The 13,244-nt window shown below is 43.0% G+C and carries 12 protein-coding genes; all 12 read left to right on the forward strand.

Annotation, left to right across the window (positions count from 1 at the left end):
• Positions 1–51 precede the first annotated feature (51 nt).
• Positions 52–1,056: an amidohydrolase family protein gene (locus EO132_RS05775; RefSeq protein WP_127137018.1), complete on the forward strand. Its 1,005-nt coding sequence runs from the start codon at positions 52–54 to the stop codon at positions 1,054–1,056.
• A 591-nt stretch (positions 1,057–1,647) separates the two neighbouring features.
• Entirely contained in the window at positions 1,648–1,977 is a 330-nt protein-coding gene (locus EO132_RS05780) for a hypothetical protein (protein ID WP_036383457.1), read from the forward strand.
• A gap of 301 nt (positions 1,978–2,278) precedes the next feature.
• Complete coding sequence (locus tag EO132_RS05785) at positions 2,279–2,674, forward strand: hypothetical protein (protein WP_225604828.1); 396 nt, start codon at positions 2,279–2,281, stop codon at positions 2,672–2,674.
• Between the two features lie 118 nt (positions 2,675–2,792).
• Positions 2,793–7,193 (forward strand): CusA/CzcA family heavy metal efflux RND transporter, encoded by a 4,401-nt coding sequence (locus EO132_RS05790; RefSeq protein WP_036383459.1) that lies wholly within the window; start codon positions 2,793–2,795, stop codon positions 7,191–7,193.
• Positions 7,194–7,211: 18 nt separating this feature from the next.
• Positions 7,212–8,474, forward strand: a complete 1,263-nt coding sequence (locus tag EO132_RS05795; protein ID WP_036383460.1) for an efflux RND transporter periplasmic adaptor subunit — start codon at positions 7,212–7,214, stop codon at positions 8,472–8,474.
• Positions 8,475–8,589: 115 nt separating this feature from the next.
• Positions 8,590–8,928: a P-II family nitrogen regulator gene (locus tag EO132_RS05800; protein WP_036383461.1), complete on the forward strand. Its 339-nt coding sequence runs from the start codon at positions 8,590–8,592 to the stop codon at positions 8,926–8,928.
• A 10-nt stretch (positions 8,929–8,938) separates the two neighbouring features.
• Positions 8,939–9,361, forward strand: a complete 423-nt coding sequence (locus tag EO132_RS05805; RefSeq protein WP_036383462.1) for a Fur family transcriptional regulator — start codon at positions 8,939–8,941, stop codon at positions 9,359–9,361.
• A gap of 34 nt (positions 9,362–9,395) precedes the next feature.
• Positions 9,396–9,767, forward strand: coding sequence for a SpoIIAA family protein (locus EO132_RS05810; protein ID WP_036383464.1), 372 nt, complete (start codon positions 9,396–9,398; stop codon positions 9,765–9,767).
• A 27-nt stretch (positions 9,768–9,794) separates the two neighbouring features.
• Positions 9,795–10,013: an SHOCT domain-containing protein gene (locus tag EO132_RS05815; RefSeq protein ID WP_036383466.1), complete on the forward strand. Its 219-nt coding sequence runs from the start codon at positions 9,795–9,797 to the stop codon at positions 10,011–10,013.
• A gap of 42 nt (positions 10,014–10,055) precedes the next feature.
• The gene (locus EO132_RS05820; protein ID WP_127137019.1) at positions 10,056–10,826 is read left to right on the forward strand and encodes an AlbA family DNA-binding domain-containing protein; all 771 of its coding nucleotides are present in this window, start codon (positions 10,056–10,058) and stop codon (positions 10,824–10,826) included.
• 81 nt (positions 10,827–10,907) lie between these two features.
• Positions 10,908–11,270, forward strand: a complete 363-nt coding sequence (locus EO132_RS05825) for a SpoIIAA family protein (protein ID WP_036383471.1) — start codon at positions 10,908–10,910, stop codon at positions 11,268–11,270.
• Positions 11,267–13,201 carry a heavy metal translocating P-type ATPase gene (locus EO132_RS05830; protein WP_036383473.1) on the forward strand — a complete coding sequence of 645 codons (1,935 nt, stop codon included), beginning with the start codon at positions 11,267–11,269 and terminating at the stop codon, positions 13,199–13,201. The genes EO132_RS05825 and EO132_RS05830 overlap by 4 nt, the downstream gene beginning before the upstream one ends.
• The last annotated feature ends 43 nt before the right edge of the window (positions 13,202–13,244 follow it).

A 13,244-nucleotide genomic window follows, 5' to 3' on the forward strand; every position in this document is an offset into this window, starting at 1 on the left:
TTATTTAGATAAATCCATTAAATTGACCCATTATTAACTAACAAACCACTTATGAAAAATTCAACCCAACAATTCATTGGAAAAGCTGCACTTGGCTGCCTTTTGTTATTTTCCTTTGTTTTTACTGCAAATGCACAAGAATCGAAGAAAAGATTGCCCATTATTGATGTACATGTGCATGCCATGGGAGGTAATCCGAATGCCTCTCCAATGTGCCCCTGGTTTTTGAAGGACATGCCCGGGAGTGGTCCTAACCAAGAACCACCGTCCTTTATGAACACTGATTGTATTTCGCCCTTGCAACCAGCTAGGAGCGATGCTGAAATGGATGCGGCCATACTCAGGGCAAATAAAGAATTGAACATCACTATGGTAGTTAGCGGTGATGCTAACGCAATTCACAGATGGCATAAAGCTGCTCCTGACCATATCATCCCGTCCTTGGGTATTAGCAATGCCGATCAGATGACTGTAGAGGCGTTCAGGGACTCCCTGTCCACAGGTTTTTACAAAGTAATGGGAGAGGTAGCTCCGCAATATCAAGGCATGTCCCCAAGCGATATGTCGTTGGATGAATATTTTGGTGTTGCTGAGGAATTGGGAATTCCGGTCGGAATACACATGGGAACTGGAGGTAATGGCATGGCCAACATTAATAGGCCCGAGTACAGGGCGTCTTTGGGGCAACCTTTTTTACTGGAAGATATGTTGGCAAGACATCCAAAATTGAAGATTTGGGTAATGCATGCCGGTTACCCAATGGCCGACCAAATGATAGCGCTCATGGGTGCCAATGCTTATGTATATGTGGATTTGGCTGGTTTTATCTGGTCGTATCCGTTGGAGGAAATCCATGCTTATCTAAAGCGATTGGTTCAGGCTGGTTTTGCCAAAAGAATCATGTATGGAACCGATTTGATGATTTGGCCTGAGCTATTGGAAACTTCCATTGAGGTTATTGAAAGCGCCAATTATCTATCCGAAGAGCAAAAACGGGATATTTTCTTTAACAATGCTGTTAGGTTTTTCAATTTGGATGCTTCAAAATTTGAATAAAAATATATTCAAGTAAATCATTGCCCAAGGAAAAAGGCTTGCTGTTCAGCAAGCCTTTTCTATATCAGGGAAGAAGATTGTTTATTCCTTCATGCTGTGGAATACGTTCTGTATATCGTCTATTTTATATTAAATAACTGATATTGATTTAACTGTATTTAATTATATTTTTATTAGTTCGATATTAGTTCGATTTCGAGAGGTAATTCTAATGAGTGATTACTTTATTCTCACCAATGATAATCAAAATTTCAAAGAGATTGAAGTAATGCGGGGCATTCATTTGCAAATATACACAGGGGAAAACCACAGTTTTTATGTGGATTTCCTGTAATGGGGTCTCAAATAAATTTTCTAAATTGGAAAACTCCCCCATTTTAAAAGCCACTCAAAATGAGGTGTGTGTATTTCTTACCCTAAAATTGGCTTCCCTAATTTTTTGAATATTTAAAAATTACCGAATATGAAAGCCACGTTCCACTCTTATTTCTCATTTTTTGCTTTTTTTCAGTACCAATTTCAGCTCAATATGGACGGTTTACAGAAGAAGAAAGACTTCGCGAACTCAGGAAAAATAGCGAACCATTACGTTTGCTTGTAGAGGATATCCGTAGGGCGGTTTACCCAAGCGAAAAGGACTTGGACGACTGTCTACCTCCTTTTACAAGTGGAACAATAACCCTTGAAGGGGCATCAGAAGGCGAGGCGGGAATTGAATTAAACCTAGTTCTGTTTAAAATAACATCAAAAAAGAACAAAGGGAAAATAAACAAATCTGTAATAACTTTTGTAAGGCACACGATTTGTAGTCCATTGATGGATAAAGTGAGAGATGGAAGCACGGAGAATTTTAATATTATTAGAAATCTTATTGTCTTATTGTTCAGCCTTTTCAGTTTATTAATTTTAGTGACTATTTGAAACCTTACCCTATTTTTGAAGTTCTTTTGTAACCCAGTCGCACGTAATCATTGTTATATTTGCAATTTGAAATTTTTGGCAATCATATTATAAATATATTTCTTGGCACTCAATTTTATGTCTGATATCTTACGATATAATATATATATATGACCTATCCTATGGAAAGCCTATTTCGCCCTCAAAAGATTTATGGATCTGCAGAATAACTAGTTTTTAGTGCTTCATGAAACCTTTTATCCCTGCTTTCAAGTTTTTGCACAACCTGTGCATCGATTAATTCTTACCTTTGTTGAAATTTATGAAAACACTTTTTTCCATATCAATGTCGCTATTATTCTTTTTTCAGGGAATTAGTATTGATATGGACTTTTGTGGACCCATTAAAGAAATTTCAAGCATCCTAATCCATTACCAAGACCATAAAGTTTATGGTGACTCTTTCCTTGAATATGTAGTTGAAGATTACTTTGGTAACGTAGCAAAAGCTGAAAGGCACCATAATGACTCTGGTAAGCAGAAAACACCAATCCATTCCCATCAGCAATGTTGCCACCCTTTAGTATTAATTATTGCGAACAACAATTCGGCTTTAATTAATCTATTAAAGTTTGAAGGGAAAGAACAGTTTAACTTATATAAAGTAAACTTCACTTCCAGATATTTGGAATCGCTTTTCCAACCACCTAAAGTATAATTCAGTTTTTTTAAGGATAGCTATATCCTTACGTGATGCTTTTCAAAATAAGCATCACATTATAAACGCATTGTATCTCATTGCATTGCGATGTTTAAACTGAATTAATACTTTTACTATGATTAACAAAATCATTTCATTTTCCATTAATAACAAGTTTATTATTGGGCTCTTCATAGTGGCACTGGTAGGTACGGGCATTTGGTCTATGGCCACTATAAATCTGGGTTCTGTCCCCGATATTACCAACAACCAAGTACAGGTTATTACAGTAGCCCCAAATTTAGGTACTGAGGATATTGAACAATTTGTTACCTATCCTGTAGAATTGGCAATGGCCAACCTTCCTGACGTTATCGAGCTGCGTTCGGTATCTCGTTTTGGGCTGTCCGTGGTTACCATTGTTTTTAAGGACGAAGCAGGCACCTATCTTCCCCGGCAATTGGTGCAAGAAAAATTGACCGAAGTCGCCGGGGAAATTCCCGAAGGTTTTGGTACGCCTTTTATGGCACCCATTACTACGGGTCTGGGCGAAATATTCCAATACACCTTAAAGGTAAAAGAAGGATACGAAGATAAATACGATGCAATGGAACTTCGTACCATTCAGGATTGGATTGTTAAACGCCAAATGGCATTAGTGCCCGGTGTGGTCGAGGTCAATGCTTTTGGGGGCTATGTGAAGCAGTACGAAGTGGCCATAAACCCTGACAAACTAAAAAGTTTTGGCATTACCATGGGGCAGGTTTTTGAAGCCCTTAAGGTGAACAATGCCAATACAGGCGGTGCCTATATTGAAAAAAACCATCAGGCCAACTTTATCCGTGGCGAAGGTTTGGCCAGTAGCCTTGAAGATTTGGAAAATACGGTGGTTACTACCCAAAATGGAACACCTGTTCTGGTACGTGATATCGCTCAGAAAGTGGGCTATGGGAATCAGGTACGTTATGGGGCGTTTACCCAAGATGGCCACGAATCCGTGGGAGGTCAGATTTTGATGTTAAAGGGAGAAAGCCCAAGTAATGTGATCAATAATGTAGAAAAACGAATTGACGAGATACAAAAATCGCTTCCCGAGGGCGTTTATATTGAACCGTTCTTAAGCCGTGCCGAACTTATAGCCAGGACCACAAGTACGGTAGAGAAGAACTTGATTGAAGGTTCATTGATTGTGATCTTTGTGCTTGTACTGCTCTTGGGGAGTTTACGTGGCGGATTGATTACCGCTTCGGTAATCCCGTTATCATTACTCTTCGCATTTATCCTGATGAAACAGTTCGGCGTATGGGCAAATTTAATGTCCCTTGGTGCCATCGATTTTGGGATTATCGTGGATGGTGCGGTCATTATCGTGGAAGGTATGGTATTGCATATCCATCAACGGATGAAAAAATCAAAAGCAGCGATAGGTCAGGCCGAAATGGACGAAATGGCATACGAATCGGGAAGTACGATGATGAACTCTGCCTTTTTCGGTCAGCTTATCATTCTTATCGTATTTACACCAATCCTTTTCCTTACCGGAGTTGAAGGAAAAATGTTCCGTCCCATGGCATTTACCTTTGGTTTTGCCGTACTTGGGGCGATTATCCTATGCCTTACCTACGTACCTATGGTTTCGGCCTTGTTCCTGAAACCTGCAAAAAACCAGGACCATTGGTTTGCCAAATTTGAAAATAGTATCGATAGGTTCAGTGATAAAATCATGGCAGGGTTGAACAAAGCCTATAAGCCATTGCTGTCGTTTGCATTGCGTTTTAAGGCTGGTATTGTTTTAGGGGCAGTTGCTTTACTGGCAATCGCAGGATTTATATTCAGCACTATGGGTGGTGAATTTATCCCAAAGCTGGATGAAGGCGATATTGCCATGCAGGCCCTGATAAAACCGGGCAGTAGCCTTACCGAATCCATTGAAGCTTCAAAAAAACTTCAGAACTTGATAAATGAATTTCCCGAAGTGAAGACCATGATCTCGAGGATCGGGGTGGCCGAAATCCCTACCGACCCCATGCCCATGGACATTGCCGATAGTTACATCATCCTTGAAAAGGATAAGAGCAAATGGACCAGTGCGGAGAGCAAGGAAGAACTCATAGAAAAAATAAAGGAAAAGATTTCGGTTATCCCGGGGGTGAACTTCGTGTTTACCCAACCCGTAGAGCTCCGTTTCAATGAACTGTTGACGGGTGTCCGGGAAGATGTTGCCATCAAGATCTATGGTGAGGACCTGGATGTTCTGGCCGAAAAGGCACAGGAAATGGCGGCAATCATACAAACCGTAGATGGCGCTGGTGATGTACGGGCGGAAGCGACCAGTGGCCTGCCACAGATGACCGTTGTCTATAACCGGGCAAAGATGGCGCAATACGGGGTTACCATTGACAAGCTCAACGATTATGTGAGTGCCGCCTTCGCAGGGGAATCGGCAAGTGTCATATTCGAGGGCGAAAAGCGCTTTGACGTGGTCATCCGTCTGGCCGAGGACTATCGAAAGGATATCAACAACCTTAAAAATCTGTATATAGACCTGCCCAGTGGTAACCAAGTGCCCCTAAAGGAATTGGCGGACATCAGCTATAAACCCGGGCCCATGCAGATTTCCAGGGACAATACCTACCGGCGAATCTATGTGGGGGTAAACGTTCGGGGCAGGGATGTCAAGTCCATGGTCGAGGAGGTTCAGCAAAAGCTCGATGCCCAGTTGAAACTGCCCCCGGGGTATTATATAACCTATGGCGGTTCTTTTGAGAACCTTCAAAGGGCGACCGACCGATTAATGATCGTAGTGCCTATTGCACTGTTCCTAATTTTCATATTGCTCTACTTTGCTTTGAGCTCGTTCTCACAGTCGGTAATGATTTATATGGCAGTACCCCTGGCAGCCATTGGTGGCGTGTTTGCCCTTTGGATACGGGGAATGCCATTCAGTATTTCCGCAGGAGTCGGATTTATCGTGCTTTTTGGTGTTGCAGTATTGAACGGACTGGTACTGATAAACAAATTCAATGATTTAAAAGAAAGTGGTATGACAAATTTAAAAGACAGGATCTACGAGGCAACCCACGAGCGCTTGCGCCCTATATTGCTTACGGCAACGGCGGCCATTATGGGCTTTATCCCAATGGCGATTTCTACTTCCGGTGGTGCAGAAGTGCAGCGACCATTGGCAACCGTTGTTATTGGTGGCTTGATTACGGCAACCTTTTTAACATTGGTGGTAGTCCCGGTACTTTATAGTTGGTTGGAATCCCGTAAGGAGCGTAGAAATAATGGTGACGATACGGGTTATATCAAAAAAAGCCAAGCCATCATTCCAGTTTTATTGTTGGTTGGAGGATTTTTATCATCTGGTAACCTATCGGCCCAAAACAATCCCATCGCTCAAACCTTGACTTTAGATGAAGCTATAGTAATGGCAAGGGAAAATTATCCCACCCTAAAGGAAGGACAAGCGTTCATAGACAGGGAACAGGCCTTGAAGGGCACCAGTTTTGACCTGGGCAGCACGTTTCTATATGCCGGCAGGGAAGACCAAGGCCTGAATCAGGGAAATCTGCGTACCTTCGGGGTACAACAGGGCAACATTGACCTGCTCTCCGGGTTTTCAAAATCCAGGTTCTATAAGGAACGCACCAAGCTGGGCGAGAAATTCTATGACCTTAGTGAGCAGCAGCTGGTACGGGATGTGATGCAGGCCTATTATGAGATTGCCTACAATAAGGCCCGCCTGAAGCTTGCCGAGCGGCTGGACAGCATTTATGCCGATTTTGAAAGCGCGGCCAAATTAAGGTACGATAGCGGTGAGACCGGAAAACTCGCCTATATTTCGGCTACCTCGGAGTACCAACAAATACAGGTGTTAAAGCAACAGTCCTATGATGATATCGAGATTGCCAAAAGGGCATTGAAGCAATATCTGGGAATCGATGGTTCCATTGATACGATGGATGGGCCTTATGGGATCATAAACCCAATATCGGTTGTGGACACTTTGGATATAAGCAATAACCCGTTGCTGCAATTCGACCTTCAGAACGCTGCAGTGGGCAAAGCGAACGTAAAGGTCGAAAAATCCCAGTTCCTGCCAAAGTTCAGCCTGAGCTATGACAATCTCAAGTATAATGATGTTACGGGGTTCAATGCCTATCAGGCGGGCATCAGCATCCCTTTGTGGTTCCTTCCGCAAAAAAATAGGGTAAGGGCGGCCAAGGCAGATGCCATGGTGGCCGAAAACCAGTATTTGACACAAAAGGCGACCACCGAGAGCCTGGTCTCCCAACTGTACAAAGCCCAGGACAAAACGTTGAAGTCGTTGAGGTACTATGAAGAAGCGGCACTGCCACTGGCAGAGGAACAGTTGACCACTGCCGAACTGGCAAACAAGGAAGGTGAGATAGACTACATTAGCTATATCACCATCCTCAACAGTGCCATCAACATCAAAATAAACCATTTGGATTTCATCAACCAATATAACCAACAGGCCATTGAGATACAATATCAATTGGGCAATCTATAATCTTAAAAAGAAAGAAAAATGAAGAATATACTATTAGTTAGTACCGTATTATTGACACTTATGTTTCTGAGCTGTAACGATGCCCCAAAATCCGAGCTTGGGCATAACGAAACGGAAGGCGTATCAAAAACCGAAGCACCTGGAGAAGATGCGCACGGAGAAGAGGGTCACGACGAAGAAGAAGGTGGCCACGAAGGGGAAGAAGGGGAAGAAGGTGTTGTTGAACTTACAAAACAACAGGCCGAAACCATCGGTCTGGAAACGAAACCTCTGGAGGAACGTAATTTAGGGAACAACATTAAGGTAACAGGAACACTCGAACTCTTCCCACAGGACAGGGCAAACATTAGTCCCTTTATTGGTGGAAATGTTAGCTCGATCAAGGTAGTACCGGGCAACATTGTGCGCAAGGGACAGGTGTTGGCCTATATAGAACACCCGGATATCATCGCCATGCAACAGGAATACCAGGAAAAGAATGACGAACTGGTATTTTTAAAGCAGGATTTTGAGCGCAAAAAGACCCTCTATGACAAAGGGGTTTCCTCTGGCAAGGAATTCCAAATGGCGCAATCCAAATTTCGTTCCACCACTTCCAGTGTAAACGGCCTAAAGTCCAAACTACGCTTGTTGGGACTGGACCCTTCCAAAGTGGCCGAAGGGGAGATCTATTCTGCCATCCCCATTATTACGCCCATTAGTGGCTATGTGGGCGAAGTAATGGTAAGCCTGGGCGATTATGTGGCCCCACAATCCAAAATGTTCTCGATAAGCGATAATTCGAAAATCTATGTCAATTTCAAAGTATATGAAAAGGACATCAAGCAGGTCAAGGAGGGACAACAGATTTATTTTTCAACAGCCTCAAAACCTAATGAATTGTTAAAGGCCACCGTGCGTTCCATAGGGCAGACGTTTGAGAGCGATCCGAAGGCCATAGAGGTATTGGCAGATATCGAGAATAAAGACAAGGACCTTTTGCCCGGAATGTATGTGGAGGGAAGAATTGTACAAGGAGAAAAATCAGGCTTTGCTGTTCCCGAGGAAGCTATTGTCCAGGAAGGTGAACAGTCTTATATCTTCATCATGGATGAGGATGAAGAACCTGTTGAAAATAAAATGAAATATAAACGCATCCCCGTGAGCACGGGGGTCAACGATCTGGGGTTTGTTGAAGTTAACCTGCCTGCAGGAACACCCGAAAATATCAAAATAGTAACAAATGGGGCCTATACTCTTTCTTCAGAAATGGTGAAAGGCGAATTGGAGCACGGACATTAATTCTCTAAAAATCAAGGATTTTGATTCCGAGTTTGTTTATCGACTTAATTTAGTTAGTTAAAAATTAAAGAACAGGCTCGGTTCAAAATCGATTAAAAATTTAAACATTTTAAAAATGAAAGAAATAAAAGCATTTGTTAAACCGAACAGGATACAAAGGGTCATCGAAGCCCTTAGCGATAAAGGTTTTAAAAGTATGACGCTTTCACAGGCGGAGGGTACTGGAGCATTCAAAGCAAAAGGCGCGAAGCCCTCATTGGATTTTCACGTAACCGATAGTCCGGTGGTAAAAGTGGAGCTGGTATGTCAAAATGAAGAAGCACAATCGGCAATCGATATTATTACGGAAAACGGTAAAACGCCCGACCCAGGGGACGGTATCATCTATTTATCGGATATTGAGGATGCCTTCCAGATCAAAACGGGGGAATCCTTAAAACGGTACGACCTCTGACCCATCGCACATGGAAAAAATCGTCAAAAAATTGGAGAGCAAGGGAATACGACCCACCCCGATGCGTCTGTTGACCTATAAAAAGTTACTGGAAAACGAGGTGGCCATCAGTTTGGGCGAATTGGAGAGTTTCTTCGAGAAGTCGGAAAGGAGTACCCTTTTCCGGACGATGAAAACATTTGAGGAAAAAGGCATCGTACATCAAATAGAGGACGGTACGGGCATTATGAAATATGCGCTCTGTGAGGAAGACTGTGAATGTGAGGTGGGCAACGACCTGCACCTGCATTTTCATTGCACCCGGTGCAACGAGACCGTTTGTTTGACCGACCGTAAAATCCCGCAGGTAAACCTGCCCCAAGGATATATGGCAGAGGATATCAATCTGGTCGTAACGGGAGTATGCAATAAATGCAATGGCAATTTGGAGTAACCTTTAAGGACAATAATATCAAAAGAATACGACGATGATAGCAATCTATAAAAAAGACCAAATCTTATATACCATCGCAGATCAAGAGCTGGATGCCGATGATGGGGCGACCTTAGTCAAGGCCCTGAATGAACATTTGAAAAGCAATGAACTGCCCGCTTGGTATATGGAAATGGAGCCTCGCAAAAAAGGAGTGAAGAAAAGCAGCGGTGAGAGGTTGGATATTTCCTTTCCCGAAGAAGCACGGCTTAAGAAAATAGCCTTGGTGGGCGAAAAAACATGGCAAGAACGGTTTACCGAATCGCTATTGCCGTTTAGTGAAGCCCACATAAAATATTTCGGACCTGAAGATGGAAACATGGCCAACAACTGGCTCGAACAAACAAGCAATAGCAATAGTAACTGAAACATGAATCTTTAAATCTAGAAAATTATGATGGACGATTGGTATTTTGGGGGAATGCACTGGATATGGTGGGGGTTATGGATAATCCTCATCTTCTGGATATTCCTGATTCCCTACCCCACACCGGGACAGAAAAACAGAAAGGACAGGGCAATGGAAGCCCTGAGGGAGCGGTACGCCCGCGGCGAAATCGACGAAGAGGAGTTTGAGAAACGCAAGACGTTCCTGTTAAAGGACAAAAAATAACAGTGTTTTGCTTTTGACCGAACGACCATAACACCGTTATCTATGCAAAGAAGAAAAATAGGGATATGGCTTTTGGCAGGCTTTGCCTTTGGGGTCTTTATACTGCAACCCTTGGGCCTATCCCTTTTTCTCTTTGACCGGTCGGGCGATTCCGGTCACTGGCCAAGCTATCTTGGCGAGGCTTTTGAAACCGTATGGGGTTTTACCGATGTTGACCAAGTCCTTAAAAACCTGTTGTTCGGAATATTGGGAAGCAGCCTTGCCTTGATGGTCTTTTTCAGAAAAAAGATTTTTCAACTGAACAGGAAACGGATCGATGGGCAAACCCTGCTGGAACTCATTAAAAAAGGCGAGAATGATTTGGTGGAGTTCAAATCAAGTCTGCGATGGGATTTACGTCAATCCAAAGTGAATAAACAGTTGGAATTTGTAATTATCAAGACCATAGCGGGTTTTATGAACACCAACGGTGGTAATTTGCTTATAGGAGTAGACGATAACGGCAACATCCTCGGTCTAAACCAGGATTTTGACACCTTGAAAAAACCGGGTACAGATGGTTTTGAGCAATACCTGATGCAGTTGATATCTTTAAAATTGGGAACCCATTTATGTACGGCTGTAAATGTATCTTTTTACAGATATGGAGAAAATGACGTGTGCTACATAGAAATAGACCCGGCCAAAACACCAGTCTATCTAAGTCAAGACGGGAGGTCACGGTTTTATATTAGAACGGGCAACGGAACGCGCGAACTCGATTTGCCCGAAGCCATCTTGCACTTAGGAAAAGAGAAGGCGCTTTATAATTAAGAAAAGTAAGTGTAGGCCAATGGATATTTGCACATACAACGCACTAATATTTTAAATAGATTAATATAAAGATATACAAATATGTTACAGATAATAAACTTAGAACAAGAACATCTTATTGCCGCTAAAATCAGCGGGAAACTTACGGAAAAGGATATGGAAAAGATGCATCCGCTTATCCACAACATCATAGAAAAAGGGCATAAAGTGGATTTCTATTTTGAAATGGAAGATTTAAAAGGCTATACCCTTAAAGGCTTTTGGGAAGACCTAAAGATTGATTCGGCTCATTTGGGAGATTATGGCAAGATGGCCTTTGTGGGCAATAAAAAATGGCAGGAATGGGCCGCGAAGGCAACTGATTTTTTCATAAAGTCTGAAGTTAAATTTTTTGATAGTAAAAATAAAGAGCAGGCAATGACCTGGGTCTCAACAAAAGGATGAAAAAGAAAAAACTACAGCTACGGGAGCTAAAAGGGAAACAGTCCACTGTAATTTCAGCAACCGAAAAAAAGCTCAAAACCTATTTACCGGCAATTTTCAGCTTTGTGATGCTCATAGTTGGTATTGCCATTGACTATTTCGATGCCTTTCCTTTCTTTAAGGGATGGGTCAGGATTGTGTGGTACACGGTGGCTTACATCCCTGTTGGCTTTCCCGTCATCAAGGAGGGATGGGAAAGTATTAAAAATGGCGATTTCTTTACAGAATTTTTCCTGATGTCCATCGCAACCTTGGGAGCATTTGCCATAGGCGAATATCCAGAGGGCGTTGCCGTGATGTTGTTCTATGCCGTGGGCGAACTGTTCCAAAATGCTGCCGTAAACCGTGCCAAAGGAAACATTAGGGCACTTCTGGATGCACGACCGGACGAGGCATTGGTCTATCGTAATGGGGACTTCGTTTCCGTCAATCCCGAAACGGTCAATATTGGCGAGAAGATACAGGTACGGGTGGGCGAAAAAATCCCATTGGATGGCAAACTGCTATCAAACAAAGCATCGCTCAATACAGCTGCCATTACTGGCGAAAGCAAACCCGACACCATAACACAGAACGAAAAAGTCTTTGCGGGAAGCATCAATCTCGACGGTGTCATCGAAGTAGAAACCACCAAGAAATTCAAGGACAGTTCCATCGCCCGTATTCTGGAGATGGTACAGAATGCCACGGCCCGGAAATCAAAGACCGAATTATTTATTAGGAAGTTTGCACGGATTTATACGCCCATCGTGGTTTTCCTTGCTATCGGACTCACTTTGTTACCATACTTTTTTGTCGATGAATATGTGTTTAGGGATTGGCTATACCGAGCTTTAATTTTCTTGGTGATTTCCTGCCCTTGTGCCTTGGTCATTTCCATTCCACTGGGCTATTTCGGCGGTCTGGGTGCGGCATCGCGCAACGGAATCCTGTTCAAAGGTGCATCCTTTCTCGATGCAATGACCAAAGTGAATACTGTGGTGATGGACAAAACCGGAACCGTTACCAAAGGGGTCTTTAAGATTAAGGAAGTGATAAATACATCCGCTTTTGCGGAAGTGGAATTTATGAAATACCTGATGGCGATGGAAGAACAATCTACCCACCCCATTGCAAAGGCAATTCTGGAATACAAAGCGGACGGTACTGATTTTAAGGCATCCGAAGTTTCTGAAGTTGCCGGTAAGGGATTAAAGGGCACAGTCAACCATAAGCAGGTCTTGGTCGGCAACAAAGCATTGATGACTTCCAATAGTGTTGATGTTCCACCTGAAACCGATGTGATAGTCGAATCTATAGTGATGGTCGCCATCGATGGAAAATTCGCAGGCTATGTGACCATTGCCGATGAACTTAAGGAAGACGCGCATCACACCATTCAACAGATTCGGGTGGCCGGAATAGCTAAAATCATAATGCTCTCTGGAGACAAGGATTCCATAACCCAACAAGTTGCCAAGGAACTGAATATTGATTGGGCCAAAGGCGGCTTGCTACCCGAAGATAAGCTCAACGAGGTCGAAAAGCTCAAGGAACAACCTGAATCCACGGTAGCATTTATGGGCGACGGCATCAACGATGCACCCGTGCTCGCAGCCAGTGATGTGGGTATTGCAATGGGTGGTTTGGGCAGCGATGTGGCCATAGAGACCGCAGACGTTATCATCCAGACCGACCAGCCGAGCAGGATGGCCCGAGGAATCCAAATTGGACGCTCAACACGCCGTATCGTATGGCAAAATATTGGTCTTACTTTTGGGGTAAAAGGGATTTTTCTCATTTTGGGTGCCATCGGTTTGGCTACGATGTGGGAGGCTGTGTTTGCCGATGTAGGTGTTTCGTTCGTTGCCATTCTCAATGCAATACGTTTGCAAAAAATGAATTGGAAATAGCAAAAATGTTAACCTTTAACAAATTACAAGCCCAAAACTGGAT

It is taken from the genome of Flagellimonas oceanensis (assembly GCF_003992595.1).
Lineage (GTDB): Bacteria > Bacteroidota > Bacteroidia > Flavobacteriales > Flavobacteriaceae > Flagellimonas > Flagellimonas oceanensis.

Excerpts from the sequence above, each read along its gene's own strand:
- EO132_RS05775 (WP_127137018.1), top strand. The coding sequence starts at position 52 with ATGAAAAATTCAACCCAACAATTCATTGGAAAAGCTGCACTTGGCTGC.
- EO132_RS05785 (WP_225604828.1), top strand. The coding sequence starts at position 2,279 with ATGAAAACACTTTTTTCCATATCAATGTCGCTATTATTCTTTTTTCAG.
- EO132_RS05790 (WP_036383459.1), top strand. The coding sequence starts at position 2,793 with ATGATTAACAAAATCATTTCATTTTCCATTAATAACAAGTTTATTATT.
- EO132_RS05795 (WP_036383460.1), top strand. The coding sequence starts at position 7,212 with ATGAAGAATATACTATTAGTTAGTACCGTATTATTGACACTTATGTTT.
- EO132_RS05800 (WP_036383461.1), top strand. The coding sequence starts at position 8,590 with ATGAAAGAAATAAAAGCATTTGTTAAACCGAACAGGATACAAAGGGTC.
- EO132_RS05805 (WP_036383462.1), top strand. The coding sequence starts at position 8,939 with ATGGAAAAAATCGTCAAAAAATTGGAGAGCAAGGGAATACGACCCACC.
- EO132_RS05810 (WP_036383464.1), top strand. The coding sequence starts at position 9,396 with ATGATAGCAATCTATAAAAAAGACCAAATCTTATATACCATCGCAGAT.
- EO132_RS05815 (WP_036383466.1), top strand. The coding sequence starts at position 9,795 with ATGATGGACGATTGGTATTTTGGGGGAATGCACTGGATATGGTGGGGG.
- EO132_RS05820 (WP_127137019.1), top strand. The coding sequence starts at position 10,056 with ATGCAAAGAAGAAAAATAGGGATATGGCTTTTGGCAGGCTTTGCCTTT.
- EO132_RS05825 (WP_036383471.1), top strand. The coding sequence starts at position 10,908 with ATGTTACAGATAATAAACTTAGAACAAGAACATCTTATTGCCGCTAAA.
- EO132_RS05830 (WP_036383473.1), top strand. The coding sequence starts at position 11,267 with ATGAAAAAGAAAAAACTACAGCTACGGGAGCTAAAAGGGAAACAGTCC.